Origin of the sequence: Sneathiella sp. (assembly GCF_002694385.1) — a bacterium.
GTDB lineage: Bacteria > Pseudomonadota > Alphaproteobacteria > Sneathiellales > Sneathiellaceae > Sneathiella.
The window spans coordinates 87,055-104,030 of record NZ_NZMB01000003.1 but is presented as its reverse complement, the minus strand read 5'-3'; the positions used below and the strand labels follow the sequence as shown (position 1 = coordinate 104,030).

The 16,976-nt window shown below is 57.3% G+C and carries 16 protein-coding genes; 12 read left to right on the top strand and 4 right to left on the bottom strand.

The window, feature by feature from the left end:
• Window positions 1–90 precede the first annotated feature (90 nt).
• From fliF to CMN55_RS00590, 10 genes are all read left to right on the top strand, one after another.
• A complete protein-coding gene (gene fliF / locus CMN55_RS00635; RefSeq protein WP_293947576.1) occupies window positions 91–1,767 on the top strand; it encodes a flagellar basal-body MS-ring/collar protein FliF in 1,677 nt (558 codons plus the stop codon).
• 15 nt (window positions 1,768–1,782) lie between these two features.
• Window positions 1,783–2,796, top strand: a complete 1,014-nt coding sequence (gene fliG / locus CMN55_RS00630; RefSeq protein WP_293947575.1) for a flagellar motor switch protein FliG — start codon at window positions 1,783–1,785, stop codon at window positions 2,794–2,796.
• Between the two features lie 14 nt (window positions 2,797–2,810).
• On the top strand, window positions 2,811–3,497 hold the full coding sequence (locus CMN55_RS00625; protein WP_293947574.1) for a FliH/SctL family protein: 687 nt from the start codon (window positions 2,811–2,813) through the stop codon (window positions 3,495–3,497).
• A 12-nt stretch (window positions 3,498–3,509) separates the two neighbouring features.
• Window positions 3,510–3,899, top strand: coding sequence for a flagellar motor switch protein FliN (fliN, locus tag CMN55_RS00620; RefSeq protein ID WP_293947573.1), 390 nt, complete (start codon window positions 3,510–3,512; stop codon window positions 3,897–3,899).
• A gap of 12 nt (window positions 3,900–3,911) precedes the next feature.
• Complete coding sequence (locus CMN55_RS00615; protein WP_293947572.1) at window positions 3,912–4,688, top strand: motility protein A; 777 nt, start codon at window positions 3,912–3,914, stop codon at window positions 4,686–4,688.
• A 20-nt stretch (window positions 4,689–4,708) separates the two neighbouring features.
• Window positions 4,709–6,082, top strand: a complete 1,374-nt coding sequence (flbD, locus tag CMN55_RS00610) for a sigma-54-dependent transcriptional regulator FlbD (protein WP_293947571.1) — start codon at window positions 4,709–4,711, stop codon at window positions 6,080–6,082.
• Window positions 6,083–6,119: 37 nt separating this feature from the next.
• Complete coding sequence (flhA, locus tag CMN55_RS00605) at window positions 6,120–8,234, top strand: flagellar biosynthesis protein FlhA (protein WP_293947570.1); 2,115 nt, start codon at window positions 6,120–6,122, stop codon at window positions 8,232–8,234.
• 11 nt (window positions 8,235–8,245) lie between these two features.
• Complete coding sequence (locus CMN55_RS00600) at window positions 8,246–9,358, top strand: flagellar biosynthesis protein FlhF (RefSeq protein WP_293947569.1); 1,113 nt, start codon at window positions 8,246–8,248, stop codon at window positions 9,356–9,358.
• Window positions 9,355–10,164, top strand: coding sequence for a nucleotide-binding protein (locus CMN55_RS00595; protein ID WP_293947567.1), 810 nt, complete (start codon window positions 9,355–9,357; stop codon window positions 10,162–10,164). The genes CMN55_RS00600 and CMN55_RS00595 overlap by 4 nt, the downstream gene beginning before the upstream one ends.
• Window positions 10,165–10,305: 141 nt before the next feature.
• The gene (locus CMN55_RS00590) at window positions 10,306–11,964 is read left to right on the top strand and encodes a YML083C domain-containing protein (protein WP_293947566.1); all 1,659 of its coding nucleotides are present in this window, start codon (window positions 10,306–10,308) and stop codon (window positions 11,962–11,964) included.
• Here CMN55_RS00590 and CMN55_RS00585 read toward each other — a convergent pair.
• Window positions 11,961–12,314 (bottom strand): MmcQ/YjbR family DNA-binding protein, encoded by a 354-nt coding sequence (locus CMN55_RS00585; RefSeq protein WP_293947565.1) that lies wholly within the window; start codon window positions 12,312–12,314, stop codon window positions 11,961–11,963. The two genes, CMN55_RS00590 and CMN55_RS00585, sit on opposite strands and share 4 nt — an antisense overlap.
• A gap of 123 nt (window positions 12,315–12,437) precedes the next feature.
• On the opposite strand from CMN55_RS00585, the gene trhO reads away from it, so the two are divergent.
• Window positions 12,438–13,343, top strand: a complete 906-nt coding sequence (gene trhO / locus CMN55_RS00580) for an oxygen-dependent tRNA uridine(34) hydroxylase TrhO (protein WP_293947564.1) — start codon at window positions 12,438–12,440, stop codon at window positions 13,341–13,343.
• An 11-nt stretch (window positions 13,344–13,354) separates the two neighbouring features.
• Here the strand turns inward: trhO and CMN55_RS00575 are convergent, their stop codons facing one another.
• The 3 genes from CMN55_RS00575 to fliI all read right to left on the bottom strand — a co-directional run bounded on the left by CMN55_RS00575 (window position 13,355) and on the right by fliI (window position 16,114).
• Window positions 13,355–14,215, bottom strand: coding sequence for an isocitrate lyase/PEP mutase family protein (locus tag CMN55_RS00575; RefSeq protein ID WP_293947563.1), 861 nt, complete (start codon window positions 14,213–14,215; stop codon window positions 13,355–13,357).
• An 80-nt stretch (window positions 14,216–14,295) separates the two neighbouring features.
• Window positions 14,296–14,712: a flagellar export protein FliJ gene (locus CMN55_RS00570; protein ID WP_293947562.1), complete on the bottom strand. Its 417-nt coding sequence runs from the start codon at window positions 14,710–14,712 to the stop codon at window positions 14,296–14,298.
• Between the two features lie 16 nt (window positions 14,713–14,728).
• Window positions 14,729–16,114: a flagellar protein export ATPase FliI gene (gene fliI / locus CMN55_RS00565; protein WP_293947561.1), complete on the bottom strand. Its 1,386-nt coding sequence runs from the start codon at window positions 16,112–16,114 to the stop codon at window positions 14,729–14,731.
• A gap of 134 nt (window positions 16,115–16,248) precedes the next feature.
• On the opposite strand from fliI, the gene ctrA reads away from it, so the two are divergent.
• Complete coding sequence (gene ctrA / locus CMN55_RS00560) at window positions 16,249–16,950, top strand: response regulator transcription factor CtrA (protein WP_293947559.1); 702 nt, start codon at window positions 16,249–16,251, stop codon at window positions 16,948–16,950.
• Window positions 16,951–16,976: the final 26 nt, after the last annotated feature.

Sequence of the window (16,976 nt, the reverse complement as noted above, 5' to 3'; positions counted from 1 at the left end):
TTGCCTGCCGTTAACCAGTTGTTTATCTCCTCCGCGTATTTTTCAGGAAGTGAAATAATTTTACGCATATTTTAATCGAGTGGGGCGCCTGTGAACGGACTAAGCCAGCTTCTTCAAAGTTTGGGAACAGTTAAAGTTGTCATTCTGGGATCAGTCGCAATAGGCCTGATCGCGCTGATCATGTTGATGGCGAGCCGGATCAGCAGCCCTGATTATGCGCTTCTCTATGGTGGACTGGAACCGTCGGATTCCGCCTCGATCGTCGCCAAGCTGGAAACGGACAATATCCCCTTTCAGGTTTCAGCCAACGGCCGTGATATCCTCATTCCCGAAGACCAGGTTGCCCTTATCCGCCTGAAGATGGCGGAAGTCGGGTTGCCGAACGGCGGTTCCGTCGGATATGAAATTTTCGACAATTCAGATACCTTCGGCACAACCAGCTTCGTCCAGAATGTCAATTATGTCCGCGCACTTGAAGGTGAGTTGGCGCGTACCATCCGCGCGATCAACAGTGTCGCCGCGGCCCGTGTGCATCTTGTCCTGCCGAAGCGGGAAGTCTTCAGTCGCGACAAACGGGAGGCCAGCGCCTCCATTGTCCTTAAACTCAATGGTCGCGGGCGCCTGACCGAAGACCAGATTTCCGCCATCCAGCATATGACCGCATCCGCCGTCCCGTCACTTTCCCCGTCACATATTTCAATCGTCGATGAAAATGGCAACCTGCTGGCCCGCGGCGATGGCAAGGAAACGCCGGGCGTCGGGATCAGTTCACAAAATGACTTCAAGCGTATCGCTTATGAAAGCCGTCTGAAAGACCAGATAGAAGAGCTTCTCGAAAAGTCGCTTGGCCGGGGCAATGTGCGGGCGGAAGTCAGCGCGGTTATGGATTTCGACCAGCTTACCGTGCACTCCGAGACCTACGATCCCGACAGCCAGGTTGTCCGCTCCTCTCAGCTTGTTGAGGAAAACAGCAGTTCAAATGAAGGGACCACGGGCGATCAGGCCGTTACCGTCGCAAACAACCTTCCTGAAGCCGATGCAGGAAATGGCGCCGGTTCCAGCTCTGAAAATGCCACCTCCCGAACGGAAGAAACCGTCAATTACGAAATTTCGAAAACCGTTACGACAGAAGTACGGGAAGCCGGGCCGGTCCGGCGTCTTACGGTCGCCGTTCTTGTCAACGGCCAGACGTCTATCGCAGAAGACGGAACCAGAAACTACCAGCCGCTGGAAGCAGACGCGCTGGAAAAAGTCAGCCGACTGGTCAAATCGGCAATCGGCTTCGATGACGCGCGCGGCGATGTTGTCGAGGTGGTCAACATGCCTTTCGCCATGGTAGCCGAGCCCTTTCCCGAAGCAGAAGTCGAAAGCGACGTTCTCTTTATGGGGCTGACGAAAAAGGATCTGTTCAAAATTGGCGAAATGGGCGTTCTGGTGATTGTCGCCATACTGGCGTTGCTTCTCGTCGTCCGTCCGCTGCTCAACCGTGCCCTTGCTCTTGGTGGTGCAACCCCCGCTCTTGCCGGACCTGCCGGTGCTGTCGGCGCCCTTGCTGGGGGCGGTGCGGTCCCCGCAATCGCCCATGGTCAGGCCCAGGCCAGTGCTCCACGATCTGAAACGCTGAACGAAGTGGACAACATGATCGACATCGACAAGGTGGACGGTCAGGTCAGAACCTCCGCCCTCAACAAGGTCTCCGAAATCGTCGACAAACACCCCGATGAGGCCATCTCCATTCTCCGTAGCTGGCTCTACCACGACTCGTAAAAAGGGCGCTTATTCATGGTCATTAATGATGCAAAATATCTGAACGGCGTGGATAAAGCCGCCGTCATGATGCTCGCTCTCGGCGAGGAGCATACAAAAGATCTCTGGACCCGCCTTGACGAGGAGGAGATCAAGGAAATATCGCAGGCAATGTCCAATCTGGGATCAATATCGGCATCGGTGATGGAAACCCTGTTCGTCGAGTTCGCCAGCAAGATTTCATCCACCGGCAATATCGTCGGTAGCTATGAGGCAACGGAACGTTTGCTGATGAAAGCGCTTTCCACAGACCGTGTTGAAGGCATCATGGAAGAGATCCGCGGTCCCGCCGGGCGAACAATGTGGGACAAGCTTGCCAATGTGAATGAACAGGTGCTGGCGAACTATCTCAAAAATGAGTATCCGCAGACCGTCGCCGTCGTTATGAGCAAAATCAGCCCCGGACATGCGGCAAAGGTCCTCTCGACGCTGCCCGAGGATTTTGCCCTCGAAGTTGTGAACCGGATGTTGCAGATGGAATCCGTGCAGAAGGAAGTCCTCGACAAGATAGAGGATACGCTGCGCAGCGAGTTTATGAACAACCTCGCCAAAACCAACAAGCGCGACAGCCATGAAATGATGGCCGAAATCTTCAATAATTTTGATCGCAATACCGAAGGCCGCTTCGTTTCCGCGCTGGAGGAACGCAACCGCGACTCCGCTGAAAAAATCAAGGCCCTCATGTTCACCTTTGAAGATCTGCTGAAACTTGATCCGGCAGGCGTGCAGACCTTGCTCCGCAATGTTGACAAGGAACGCCTGGGGATCTGCCTCAAAGGCGCTTCGGAAAGCCTGCGGGATCTGTTTTTCACGAACATGTCGGAACGCGCCGCCAAAATCCTGCGCGAGGATATGGAGGCAATGGGGCCGGTCCGCTTGCGCGACGTGGATGAAGCCCAGATGGAAATTGTCAATATCGCCAAAGATCTGGCCGATAACGGCGACATCATTCTCGCCGATAGCGGCGGTGATGATGAACTGATTTACTGAGGGCGCAATCCGTTATGACCGTCACCACCAAATTTATGTTCGATACCGAATTCGGAATTGAAGGCGCCGCCCGAAAGCAGGCCTCGAAACCGGCCCCGCGCGAAGAGGTCGTCTTCACCGAAACCGAAGTCGCGTCTTTGAAGGCAGAGGCCTTTGAAAATGGCCGGCGGCAAGGCCAGAGCCAGGCATTGCAGGGCCTGGAAACAAATATTGCGGAAACCATCGGATCAATCGGCGCACAGCTCGGCAGGCTTATCGGAAATCACGAACAGAAGGTCAATGCGATCAAAGGCGAGGCCGCCAGCCTTGCATTTGCGCTGGCATCCCGGCTCGCCCCAAAGATGATTGAACTGGCTCCGGAATCGGAAGTCCGGCGTCTGATCGAAGAATGCCTGGCCGATCTGCACGACGAACCACGGATCGTGGTTCGCGCCAGCGATGACACCTGCCAGCGTATTGCCCCCCGGCTTGACGAAATCGGCATGCGTGCCGGATTTCAGGGAAAGTTGATCCTGCTGCCTGACGATGAGGCCCAGTCCGGCGATTGCCGTATTGAATGGGCCGATGGGGGGACGGAACGGCGTCTCAGCAATATTGAAGGGCGGCTTGATGAAATGATCGGCCGCTTCATCCGCTCTATTGAAGGCAGCGCGGAACCAACAGATAACCCATTCAGCCAGTCCGAAACTGGCCCGCTTTAAGGAGTAATGAAAGTGGCAGATGATGAATTCGACCTTGAAGATCTTGGCAAACCGCAAGCGCAATCCGCCGATGTCGCCGTCAGCGATGAGACGGAAACTGCAGAAAGCCATGAATTCAATGCAGAAGACGACAGCGAGATCGCCCGTACAGCGGCGGATCTTGAAGCTGTCTTCGACATTCCCGTTCATGTAACCGCCGTTCTGGGCAAATCACGGATGCGGGTCAGCCAGCTTCTGAAGCTCGGACGCGGCGCAGTGATCGAACTGGACCGAAAGGTCGGCGAGGCCATCGACATCTATGTCAACAACCGGCTCGTCGCGCGCGGTGAGGTCGTCGTCGTGGAAGACCGTCTCGGCGTCACCATGACCGAAATCATCAAAGCAGATCGCCGTCAGGGATAAGCGGAGCACGTTGTGAACAGATTTGACTTGGCAACCGTTCTTGGACTATTCGGCAGTTTCGCGCTGGTCACCGGCGCCGTTCTGCTGGGCGGGTCGCTTGCGTCATTCTTTAATCTGCCCTCCGTTCTCCTGGTGTTGGGCGGGACATTTCTTGTCACCACAATCAGCTTTTCGCTGAGCGAAGTCATTCGGGCGCAGAAGCTTATCGTGGGCACCCTCTTCACCAAGAATTTATCGCCTGATTTCGCCGCCTATTCCATGCTCGAACTGGCGGACAAATGCCGCGGGAAAGGCGTGCTCCACCTGCAAAACTACATCCAGATGCTGGAAGAAGACAGCTTTCAGCGCAAATCCTTGCAGCTTGTCATCGACGGGTTGCCCGCAGAGGAAGTCAATCGCATTCTTCAGAATGACCTGAATGGCATGATCGCGCGACACAACACCAGCTCGGGCGTACTGCGCAAAGCCGCCGAAGTTGCCCCCGCCATGGGCCTGATCGGCACGCTGGTCGGTCTTGTCCAGATGCTGGGCAATCTGAATGACCCGAGCACCATCGGCCCCGCCATGGCCGTCGCTCTGCTCACCACCTTTTATGGCGCTGTTCTCGCCAACATGTTCTTTAATCCGCTGGCATCGAAGCTGGAGCGCAATTCCGCCGAGGAAGTGCTGCTGAACCGTGTCTTCATGCTTGGCGCCGCCTCTATCGGCCGGCAGGAAAATCCGCGCCGCCTTGAAATGTTGTTAAACACCCTGCTGCCGCCCGCAAGCCGCGTGCAGTACTACAGCTAAGTCTTTAGGAGAGTAATTCGATGAGGTTGCTAATAATCGGTTCCCTGAACGGTCAGATCGGTGCCGCCAGCCAGATTGCGATGTCGCGCGGCGCCAAGGTCAGCCATGTGGACGATATCGAAATGGCGATGGCATCGCTCCGGGCGGGCAAGGGCGCGGACATGGCCATGATTGATGTCAATCTGCCAATCCGCAATCTCGTCTCCATGCTCTCCAGCGAGCGGATCAATCTGCCGGTCATCGCCTGCGGCGTGAATACGGACGCGACAGCCGCCGCCAATGCCATCCGGGCGGGCGCGAAGGAATTTCTGCCGCTGCCGCCGGATCCTGAGCTCATCGCCGCCGTTCTGGAAGCCGTTTCCCAGGAAAACAACCGGCTGGTTTTCGCCGATCCCGCCATGGGCGACGTTGTCGCCCTTGCCGATCAGATTGCCCCCTCTTCCGCCTCTGTCCTGATCAATGGCGAAACGGGAACCGGCAAGGAAGTCATGGCGAGCTATCTGCATTCGAAAAGCAATCGCGCGGACAAGCCTTTTGTCTGCGTGAACTGCGCCGCCATCCCGGAAAACCTGCTGGAATCCGAGCTCTTCGGCCATGAAAAAGGCGCGTTCACTGGCGCCATCGCCCGCCGCATCGGCAAATTCGAAGAAGCGAGCGGCGGCACGCTGCTGCTCGATGAAATCAGTGAAATGGACATTCAGCTTCAGGCCAAGCTGCTGCGCGCCATTCAGGAAAAGATGATCGACCGCGTCGGCGGCACAAAGCCGGTCCCCGTCGATATCCGCATCATTGCGACATCCAACCGGGACCTCGCCGAAGCTGTGGCCGAAAAGACATTTCGCGAGGATCTGCTGTTCCGCCTGAATGTCGTCACGCTGAAAATTCCGCCGCTACGCCAGCGCCCGCAGGATATCGAGATCCTTTCCCGGCATTTCGCCAAGAAATATTCAGAGTCCAATGGCCTCAGCGAGCGCAAGATCAATGAGGGTGCCATGGCCAAGCTGAAGGCAAATCCATGGAAAGGCAATGTGCGGGAGCTGGAAAACACTATCCATCGCGCCGTTCTGCTGTGTCAGGGGGATGCCATTACCGCAGATGCGATCCTGATGCCGGATGGCAGCGCCACACCGGATACCCATTCAGGCGTCGCCGCCATGAGTATTGCCGCAGCAGGCGCTGCACCGGTCAGCACCCTCGTCGGGCGGAAAGTTGCCGATGTGGAAAAAGACCTGATCCTCAATACCCTGGATCATTGCCTCGGCAACCGGACGCACGCCGCCAATATTCTCGGCATTTCAATCCGTACGCTGCGGAACAAGCTCAAGCTCTACTCCGATGATGGCATTGATATCCCGGCGGCCGCAGGCGAAGCCCGCTATCAGGCCCGCGCCTGAGAATGCCCCGCGATCCTTTTATTGAAAGAACTGATACATGAGTGACACTCAGTCATCCGCAGGAGCCATGCGAGGCGGCAGCGCCCTTCTGGGACGGGCGACACAGCTCGTCGGACGGAGCGATATCGGCCTTGCTTTCGGCGTCGTCTGCATCCTGATGGTCCTGATCTTGCCGATGCCGAGCTGGCTGCTGGATTTCAGCCTGGCCATCTCGATCACCTTTTCGGTCGTGATCCTCATGACCTGCCTGTTTATCTCGAAGCCTCTCGATTTCAGCTCCTTCCCGACAGTACTCCTGATTGCGACCATGCTGCGTCTGGCCCTCAATCTCGCCTCGACCCGCCTGATCCTGTCAGAGGGGCATACGGGACCAGAGGCTGCCGGTCATGTGATTGCGGCCTTTGGCAGTTTCGTCATGGGCGGGAATTTTGTGATCGGCATCATCGTTTTTGCCATTCTCATCCTTGTCAATTTCGTTGTCATCACCAAGGGTTCGGGACGTATTGCTGAAGTCGCAGCCCGTTTCTCCCTGGACGCCATGCCGGGCAAACAGATGGCCATCGACGCCGATCTTTCCGCCGGCATGATCAATGAAGACACTGCCCGCAAGCGGCGCAAGGAGCTGGAGGATGAAAGCAGCTTCTACGGCTCCATGGACGGTGCGTCCAAATTCGTGCGCGGCGATGCCATTGCCGGTCTGCTCATCACCTTCATCAATATCATCGGCGGTATCATTATCGGCGTCGCGCAGGAAGGCCTGACCTTTTCCGCCGCTGCCAACAGCTATACCCTGCTCACCGTTGGTGACGGTCTCGTCAGCCAGGTTCCCGCGCTGATCGTTTCAGTTGCGGCGGGCCTTCTTGTTTCGCGCGGCGGGATCACCGGGACAACGGATAAGGCCCTGCTCGACCAGCTTGGCGGATACCCGCGCGCCCTTGGCGTCAGCGCCGCCCTGCTGGTTGGTCTGGCGCTGCTGCCCGGTGTGCCGATGATCCCCTTTCTCATCCTCGCCGGGGGGATTGGCTATTCCGCCTTTGTCCTCAACCGTAAACAGGAACTGCAGGCGAGCCAGGAAGAACAGCTCAAACTCGAAAGCAAAAAGGCCGCCGTTCCGGCAGAAGAGCCGATATCCACAGCGCTCGCCATCGACGATCTGCGACTTGAACTCGGATACGGCCTGCTGTCCCTTATCAATGACACGGAAGGCTACCGCCTGACCGATCAGATCAAGGCCCTGCGCCGCCAGATTGCGAGCGAGATGGGCTTCGTCATGCCAAGCGTGCGCATTCTTGATAACATGCAGCTTCCGGCGAACAGCTATCTTGTCCGCGTCAAGGAAGTGGAGGCCGGTTCCGGCGATGTCCGCCCGAACAACTTGCTGATCATGGATCCGCAGGGCAGGAGTATCGACCTGCCGGGCGAGGAAACGGTAGAGCCGACATTCGGCCTGCCCGCCATCTGGGTGGATACGGGACAGCGCGAGGAAGCATCCTTCCGTGGCTATACCATCGTTGATCCGTCAACCGTCATCACCACGCATCTGACAGAAATCCTCAAAGATCATATGCCGGACCTGCTGTCCTATGCCGAGACGCAGAAACTGCTCGATGATCTGCCAAGCATTAACCAGAAGCTCATCGCCGATCTGATCCCGACCCATATTTCAGTCAGCGGTGTCCAGCGCATCTTGCAGAACCTGCTGGCGGAACGGATTTCAATCCGCGATCTGGCAACCATTCTGGAAGGCATTTCCGAAGCCACCGGATATTCCAAGAATATCAACATTATTACCGAACATGTCCGGGCCCGGCTTGCGCGGCAGATTTCGGCCGTCAACACGGCGGATGACGGCTATATCCCGCTGGTCACCCTGACGCCGCAGTGGGAGCAGAATTTCGCCAATGCCATTATCGGGCAGGGCGATGACCGCCAGCTTTCCATGGCGCCGAGCCAGCTTCAGGAATTCATTGCCCGCGTCCGCGACGTGTTCGACACGCTGGCGAGACAGGGGCACAGCCCCGTGATGCTGACCAGCCCGGTCATCCGGCCTTATGTCCGCTCCATTATCGAGCGGTTCCGCCCGACGACCGTCGTAATGTCGCAAAATGAGGTGCATCCGAAAGCCCGCCTCAAAACTTTGGCGCAAGTGTGAGGACCGGCTGAATGCGGATCAAGACTTACACAGCTCCTTCCATGGAAAAGGCGATCAGCCTGCTGCGTCTTGAAATGGGCCCGGAAGCGATCATCCTGTCAAGCCAGACGATGGACAGCGGGGAAATCCAGCTGACGGCCGCTGTCGAGCAGATGGAAAAACCGGCGGCGCATAAAGCGGACAGCTGGGCGGCTGACTGGGACCGGGACTGGAAAGCCGAAACCGGCTCGCCCGCCCCTGATGCCGTCAATGGTCATGGACAGATGCCGACACCGAAACAGGACGCGCGTGTCCAGTCCTCTGACGCCAGCCAGCCCATCCGGGTCACGCCGAAAATGGAAACGCTTGTACAGTCCATGGCTTATCACGGCATTCCCACACGGCTTGCGGAAATACTTTGTCGAACAGCCCTTGCGGTCAAGACGGAGGATACGGAAATGGCCCTCGCGGCGGCCTTTGACAGCCACTTCGCCTATTCATCCCGCCTATCGGGACGCAAGGCGCCGATGATGCTGGTCGGCCCGCCTGGCGTTGGCAAAACCGCGACAATCGCCAAATTCGCCGCCGCCGCCAAAATGCAGGGGCGGCAGGTTCACGTAATCACGACCGACACCAGCCGGGCGGGCGCCATCGAACAGCTCAGGGCCTATACGGACATTCTCGGCTTCAGCCTTGAAGTAATCGAAACGCCGGAAGCACTCAAAGCACTGCTGGAAAGCAGCAAGATCGACGGTACGGCCGATATCCTCATCGACACCGGTGGCATCAATATTTATGACGAAGGAGAGGTGGCCGCCCTCACCCGCTATATCATTGCGGCCCGCGCGGAGCCGGTTGTCGTTCTGGCCGCGGGCACAGACACCGCCGAGATGAGCGACACCGCAGAAGGGTTTGCCGCCCTCGGCGCCCGGCGGATGATCGTTACCCGCCTTGATACAACACGCCGCTATGGCGGTATTTTCACGGCGGCGCGGAGTGCAAAGCTCAGCTTTTCCTACGCCAGCGTCTCGCCGTCCGTCGCAACCGGCCTTCACACCATCAACCCGGTAAATCTGGCGCGGCTTCTGCTTCGCGATCCCACCCGCCCGGAAGTCGGCAAGGAATTTGACAAGGTAAAACCATGATCCAGACAGAAAGCCCCCTTCGCAACCGGCCCGAAATGCATCCCGCCATGCGCCCTGCGGGCAATAACATCATCACCATCGCCTCTGGCAAGGGGGGCGTCGGCAAAACGGTTCTCGCGGTCAGTCTTACGCAGGCCCTTGCCAATGCCGGCAAGAAAGTCCTGCTGTTTGACGGCGATGTCGGCCTCGCCAATGTGGATATTCAGCTTGGCCTCATGCCGGAGCTGGACCTTGCCACCGTGATCAGCGGAGAGATGTCTCTTCACGATGTCATTTTCCGCTGTGACGCTGGAGGGTTCGACCTCATTGCCGGGCGTTCCGGCTCCGGTTCGCTCGGCTCCCTCGGTGTCACCCAGCTTCGGGAAATCCGGCAGGATCTTGCCCTGCTGGGCGCGGAGTATGATTATATCATCCTTGATCTTGGCGCCGGGATTGATGATGCGGTCAAGACGCTTTCCAGCGGCCTGGGCCCGAAACTTGTTATTACAACCGGTGATCCGACATCGCTGACCGACGCCTATGCCTATATCAAGGTGACGACCCAGACGGCGCCGGAGGCAGATTTACGCATTCTGATAAATATGGCGAAATCAGAGGCGGAAGGGCTCAAGATTTATGACAAGCTGCTGAGCGCCTGTCGGAATTTCCTGCAGATCGAGCCGCCGCTCGCAGGAATTATCGAACAGGATGAAAAAGTCTCGAATGCCATCCGGGCACAGATGGGGCTGATGACCCGCTTCCCGACGAGCCGCGCGGCAGGCGCCGTTGAGGATCTCGCCCGCTATATTATCAGGGGGACCGCATAGCAATGCGGTAAAGGCATGAGCGGCATTCGCGCATCATCCGGCGTCCCACCAACCCTTGCAGGAAGCGCGGCTTCACCTGCCAGTGGTCAAGGGCCAGTTGCGCCCGCCAGCACCGCCCCTTCCACCGGGCAGGGAGACGGCTTGCCTGCGCAAAACGGCCAACCGCAGCCGCCCGCCCGGCAATTACAGGAAAATACGGTCCTGCACGCCGTAGTCATGGCGAAAACATCCAACGATCATGTTGTGCTGCACACCGAGCTTGGTAATTTCCGCATCACTACCCCCCTGCAGTTTCCGATTGGCAGCCATATCACTTTTGAAATTACTCAGCATCAGGATGTGGTGATGGCCCGCCTCATCGCCTTTAACGGACGCGAGATTAGCCCGCCGCTTGAGGTTCGGCTGCTGCCAATCATTGACAAACCGCCTCTTACGGCCGAGGGCTATGTCAGAGCGGGCCAGCTTAATCCGGCGCAGGTCGCTACCGATAGACCTGTTTTGTCGTCTCTGGCCCTGCGTCTTGCCCCATCGACAACTCCGCCTTTGCCATCGTCACCGGAAGTTCCGTCCGCGGCCTCAGCGCCTCCGGCCACCGTCGCGATAAGAACGCTCCCGCCGCTGCCGGATGGCTTCGAAATGCCGCCGGGCAATGTCGGAACGACTCACTCTCATGGTTTCGCAGCCTATCAGCGTTCCTACAATCCTGCCCCGACGGCGGGAGGCGGAGTGCACCCCCCCCTCTCGCCGCCGCGCCCCGGCGGCGCGCAGAGCCATCCCCTACAGCATCTTGTCCGCGCGGAAATCCTGTCCCCACCCGGCATGACAACCGGGCGTCCGCAAGAGGCTGCACACCCGGCAGGCACGGAAAAATTCAATATTATCATCCGCCCGCAAACCGCCGGCACCCCCTTATCCCCGCGCGAAGGAATTTACCAGGGCAGTGTCATCGCCATTGCGCGGGCGGCGGAGCCGACTGTCTTCGCGCGAGTGACATTGCAAACGCCCCTCGGCACGCTTGCTTTCAACAGCAAAACGCCCCCCTCTATCGGCACGACGATGCAGTTCGCCCCTGCCAATGAAATCACGGCTTTCCCACTGCCGGAGGGAGACCTCCGGATTGCCGGGAGCAAGGCCCCGCAGCAGCCGCTGATGGCGGACTGGCCGAATTTGCGCGAAGCCCTCAACCATCTTGCGCGGACCGATCCGATCATCGCACAGAATGTGATCAGTCAGGCGATCCCGCAGGCCAATGCCCAGCTTTCAAACAGCCTGCTGTTCTTCATCGTCGCGCTCAGCCTCGGGTCCATCGACAAATGGCTGGGGCAGGAATTCACCAGTGCCCTGCGCGGCAGCGGCCGGGGCGCCCTGTTGCAGGCGCTCGACGATGATTTCAAAAGCCTCGGCCGCCTGCAGGGGGAGACCGGCGGGCAAGACTGGAAAAGCCTCAACTTCCCCTTCTTCGACGGCGCCAATTTACGGCAGGTGCGAATGTTCTATCGCCGTCACGGCAACCCGGAGAATGAAGGCCAGCCGGAAACAACAAGATTCGTGATCGAGCTGAACTTGACTCGCTCCGGTCAGATGCAACTCGACGGCCTGTTCAAGGCCCATCAGTTCAATCTTGCCATTCGCAGCCATAGCGACCTTTCCGACGCCATGCGGATGGAAATCAGCCGCATCTTCACCGAACATATGGAAATTTCCGGTCTCAAGGGTCACCTTACCTTCCGGGCCAGCCCCGCCTTTCCGCTAGACCCCTTGGCAGAGTGGGAAGAGGGAACTGCCGCGCCGAGCCCCTAAAGGCCCAGTTCTTCACGCCGCTTCTTTGGCAATTTCCCGCTTATCAGACGATGCGCCGCCCGAATGTAATCGCGGATATCGTCATCCGGCATCGCCCCGGATCGGGCAAGCTGCACCCATTTGGCGCGGGCAAGGTAGGGGGCGGGAATAATCCCCTTCTGTTCGCTCAAGATCCGGAAGGCAAGATCGCTGCATTTGAAGCTGATCTTCGGCCCCTCGCCCGCCCCCCAGTTTGAACAGATGGCAAAAATCCTGTCCCCGACTTTCCAGACGGAGGCATCGCCCCACTGAATGACATGTGTTGTCGCCGGAAGCGAGCGACAGAATTGATCGAATTCATAGCGTGTCATGGTTTTCTTCTCCGCCTGTTACCGCCCGCCGCCGCCTTCCGCCGAACATGTCAATATTCAATCTTGATTGAACCGGACGGCTACGCCATATTCGCCGCATATTTTCATTTTGGAAAGCAGGACATGTTCGTCGTTGCGGCACTCTATAAATTCGTAAAGCTACCGGACTATGCGGAATTGCAGGGCAAGTTGCTCGCCCTGTGCAAGCGGAACGGTATCCAGGGCACCCTCCTGCTTGCGGAAGAAGGGATCAACGGCACGGTATCCGGCAGCCGCGAGGCGATTGATACGCTGCTTGAATTTCTGAAATCCGATTCCCGTTTCGATGATCTTCAGCATAAGGAAGCCCTGCATCAGGAGCAGCCTTTCTATCGTATGAAAGTGCGGCTCAAAAAAGAAATTGTCACGCTTGGCGCAGAGGGGCTGGATCCACGTGAAACAGTCGGCACCTATATCAAGCCGCAAGACTGGAACCGGCTGATTAATGAACCCGATATGCTGCTGATCGACACGCGCAATGATTACGAGGTTGAGGTCGGCACCTTTCGCGGCGCGGTCAACCCGGAGACGAAAACCTTCCGCGAGTTCAAAAAATTCGTCGAAGAGAAGCTGGATCCGGTGCGCGATAAAAAAATCGCCATGTTCTGCACGGGCGGGATCCGCTGCGAGAAATCCACATCCTACCTTCTGTCCAAAGGGTTCGAGAATGTCTACCACCTTGAAGGCGGCATTCTGCAATATCTGGAGGATATTCCGAAAGAACAGAGCCGTTGGGAAGGGGAATGTTTCGTCTTTGATCAGCGGGTGACGGTCAATCATGATCTTGAAAAAGGCTCCTATGATCAATGCTATGCCTGCCGTCGGCCAATTACGGACGCAGAAAAATCATCGCACCTTTATGTGGAAGGAGTCTGCTGTCCGCGCTGTCATGACGAGCTGAGCCTGGATCAAAAAAAGCGCTTCGCCGACCGGCAGAAACAGATCCATCTCGCCAGGGCGCGCAACGAAACGCATATCGGCAGCAAGTAATCACCTCGTCGTCACAGTGATGGCGAGGCTGACCTGATCAGCTTTTCAAGCGAGGCAAAGGTTGCGGCGGACTGGAACGGGGCGAAGGAGCCGGTTTCGCGGATTTCCCGTGCGGCATTCACCATTGCGCCAAACGCCAGGCGGGCGAATGCGGAACCGACACTGATCCGGCGCACCCCGACTTTTTCGAGTTCAGCAACCGTAATCCCGGGCAGGCCGATACCGGCGACAATATTGACGGGCTTCGAGACTTCCCGGCAAACTGTCGCGATGGTTTCAAGATCAGGAAGGGCCGGGGCATACAACACATCGGCGCCGACCGCCTCATACCCCTGGAGCCGGGCCAGCGTATCCGCAAAATCGGGCCTGCCGAACAGGTAATTCTCGGCCCGCGCCGTCAGCATGAAAGGCCGGTCGAGGCCCGCCACAACTTCCGCCGCTGCGGCAATCCGCTCAATCGCCTGCCCCCGATCATAAATGGGGTTATTCGGATCACCGGTTGTATCCTCTATGGTGCAGCCGGCAAGGCCGATTTCGGCGGCACGGCGGACAGTCTCCGCCACGTCTTCCGGCTTATGCCCGTATCCATTTTCAAAATCGGCACTGACCGGCAAAGACGTCGCCGCAAGAATTCCGGCCGCGTGATCAAGCGCTTCTTCCCGGCTGATTTCACCGATTGCCGTTCCCTTGCCGGATGAAAAGGCATAGCCCGCGCTTGTTGTCGCCAAGGCCTCAAACCCGAGCGCCGTCAGCATTTTTGCCGAACCCGCATCCCACGGATTGGGAAGGATAAAGGCTTGCTGCCGCTGATGCAGGGCCTTGAATAGCTCTGCCTTTTCCCGAACATTCATAATCACAGCCTCAATGTTCATGATTTGTTCATGCTATACAACTTGAAGCTCCCTCGCAACTAAAAAAGCGAATGATGCCCGGAATTTATGAAAGTCTTGTTTTAACGGCTTTTACGGCGGTGCAGTTCGAGCGCAATTTCATCCAGGCTCATCTGTTCAAGCCTTTTCTGCTCATATTTCTCTTTCGCCTTATGCGCATCAAGGGCTATCTGATACTTTTTAAGCTCCTGATAGCATTCCGAAACCTCTTCCGTGAGTTCCGCGATCTTTGCATCGACCTCGGCAATGCTGGCGCGAATATTCCCGCTCTGCTCTTTCACGGCGGCGGCATAGCCGGCATAGGAAAATCCAACCTCGGGGTTTCCGGCGGACACTTCCTGTTCCCGCAGATGCTGCTCTTCAAGTGTGCGAAGCTGTTTGACGAAACCGAGGCGGAGCTCTTCAAAATCGGCAAGCTCCCGCCGTTTTTCATCGAGCTTCCATTTATGCACCCGGATCAGATTTTCCAGTCCCTTCATGCGTCATATTCTCATTTCAGGCTGGTTCAAATTCTGGCTTGTGTTCCAGAATGTCGGAAAGCGCTGCAAAACAGTCGGCAAGGGTTGTCCGTTCCTTCTTGCCCTGGCTCATGAACTGTTCAAGAAGCGGATAGAAATGGATCGCCTCATCAACCAGCGCATCGCTGCCCCGGCGATAGGCGCCAAGACGGATCATCTCGGCCATGTCATCATAGGTCGACAGATACTGTTTTGCTTTGTTGACTAGGAAACTTTCTTCCTCGCTGTTGCAGCCGGGCATGGTGCGGGAAATGGATTTCAGAATATTGATGGCCGGGTATCGTCCGCGCTCGGCAATCTCGCGTTCCATCACGATATGCCCATCGAGAATGCCGCGCACCGCATCGGCCACCGGTTCGTTATGGTCGTCGCCCTCAACAAGCACCGTGAACAGCCCGGTGATAGAACCTTTACCCGTTCCCGGTCCGGCCCGTTCCAGCAGCTTGGGAAGTTCACTGAATACAGTGGGCGTATAGCCCTTGCTGGTCGGCGGTTCCCCGCCCGACAGGCCGATGTCCCGCTGTGCCATAGCGAAACGGGTCACGCTATCCATCAGGCAGAGAACGTCATTGTCCAGATCGCGGAAATATTCGGCAAGGGCAAGGGTGAGGTAGGCGGCCTGCCGTCGCATCAGGGCAGACTCATCGGATGTCGCCACCACGACAATGCTGCGTTTCAGCCCTTCCTCGCCAAGGTCGTCCTTGATAAATTCCTGCACTTCACGGCCCCGCTCGCCGATCAGGCCGATCACATTGACATCCGCCGCCGTATTCCGCGCCAGCATGGAAAAGAGAACGGATTTGCCGACGCCGGAGCCCGCAAAAATCCCCATCCGCTGCCCGCGACAACAGGTCACGAAACTGTTCAGCGCCCGAACGCCGAGATCTATCTTCTCCCCCACCCGCTGCCGCGCATGGGCGGGTGGTGGGGCATTGCGGAAGGGAACGGCATCACTCCCCGCCTTGAGAGGTGGCCCCCCGTCGATCGGTTCTCCCATTGCATTGACGACCCGACCAAGCCAGCTTGGGTTCGGATAGATCACCGGATCACGCTCGGCGATTTCCGCCTTGCACCCAATCCCGATCCCGTCAAGCGCTCCGAACGGCATCAGAAGCGCCCGGTCATCGCGGAAGCCGACCACCTCCCCCTTCACCCTGCCCCCATCACGGGCACAGAGGTTGACACGGCTGCCGATGCTCAGGCGCCGTTGGATGCCGCCGATTTCAATCAGCAGCCCCTGTATCGCGGCCACGCGGCCATAATATTGCGCTGTCGGAAGACGGCTGACTTCTGAAATTATATTCTGCAAAAAAATGCTCCACCGGTCGATCTGGAGAACCCAGTAGTTGATCTCACCGGCCATTGTGCCCGACACCTTTTAATGTTTCGTAAATGGCGTAAATCGGGGTTAACAAAGATAGTTAATTTTTATCTTTTATTTTAACTATTTGTTAAGTTAATTTATTAATAATGGTTGCGTACAGGAGGTACAGTAAGATGCGGGTTTTATTGATAGAAGATGATAGCTCGATGGCGCGTGGCATCGAATTGATGCTGAGCGCAGAGGGCTTCAATGTATACACCACCGATCTCGGTGAAGAGGGCGTAGACCTCGGAAAACTCTACGACTATGACATTATTATACTGGATCTCGGCCTGCCCGACATGTCCGGTTATGACGTCCTTAAAAAGCTGCGGACGGCCAAGGTATCCACCCCGATCCTGATCCTGTCAGGCATGTCGGAACCGGATGACAAAGTTAAGGGTCTCGGCTTCGGCGCGGATGATTACCTGACCAAGCCATTTAACAAAGATGAACTGGTGGCGCGTATTCACGCCATCGTGCGCCGCTCCAAGGGCCATGCGCAATCAACCATCCAGACAGGCCGCCTTGTGGTCAATCTGGATTCCAAATCGGTCGAAGTCAGCGGCCAGCGCCTGCATCTGACAGGCAAGGAATATGGCATGCTGGAACTGCTCAGCCTGCGCAAGGGAACAACCCTGACCAAGGAAATGTTCCTCAATCACCTCTACGGCGGCATGGATGAGCCGGAACTCAAAATCATCGACGTTTTCGTCTGCAAGCTGCGCAAGAAACTGGCTGCGGCAACCAATGGCGAAAATTATATCGAAACTGTCTGGGGTCGCGGATATGTCCTGCGTGACCCGGAAGAAGCCCTTCAGGCGCGGGCGAGCTGATCGCCTCTCTCCCTAAATATAGCAAA

Coding starts and splice junctions, on each gene's coding strand:
- fliG (WP_293947575.1), top strand. CDS start 1,783: ATGGTCATTAATGATGCAAAATATCTGAACGGCGTGGATAAAGCCGCC.
- CMN55_RS00625 (WP_293947574.1), top strand. CDS start 2,811: ATGACCGTCACCACCAAATTTATGTTCGATACCGAATTCGGAATTGAA.
- flbD (WP_293947571.1), top strand. CDS start 4,709: ATGAGGTTGCTAATAATCGGTTCCCTGAACGGTCAGATCGGTGCCGCC.
- flhA (WP_293947570.1), top strand. CDS start 6,120: ATGAGTGACACTCAGTCATCCGCAGGAGCCATGCGAGGCGGCAGCGCC.
- CMN55_RS00600 (WP_293947569.1), top strand. CDS start 8,246: ATGCGGATCAAGACTTACACAGCTCCTTCCATGGAAAAGGCGATCAGC.
- CMN55_RS00595 (WP_293947567.1), top strand. CDS start 9,355: ATGATCCAGACAGAAAGCCCCCTTCGCAACCGGCCCGAAATGCATCCC.
- CMN55_RS00585 (WP_293947565.1), bottom strand. CDS start 12,314: ATGACACGCTATGAATTCGATCAATTCTGTCGCTCGCTTCCGGCGACA.
- trhO (WP_293947564.1), top strand. CDS start 12,438: ATGTTCGTCGTTGCGGCACTCTATAAATTCGTAAAGCTACCGGACTAT.
- CMN55_RS00575 (WP_293947563.1), bottom strand. CDS start 14,215: ATGAACATTGAGGCTGTGATTATGAATGTTCGGGAAAAGGCAGAGCTA.
- CMN55_RS00570 (WP_293947562.1), bottom strand. CDS start 14,712: ATGAAGGGACTGGAAAATCTGATCCGGGTGCATAAATGGAAGCTCGAT.
- fliI (WP_293947561.1), bottom strand. CDS start 16,114: ATGGCCGGTGAGATCAACTACTGGGTTCTCCAGATCGACCGGTGGAGC.
- ctrA (WP_293947559.1), top strand. CDS start 16,249: ATGCGGGTTTTATTGATAGAAGATGATAGCTCGATGGCGCGTGGCATC.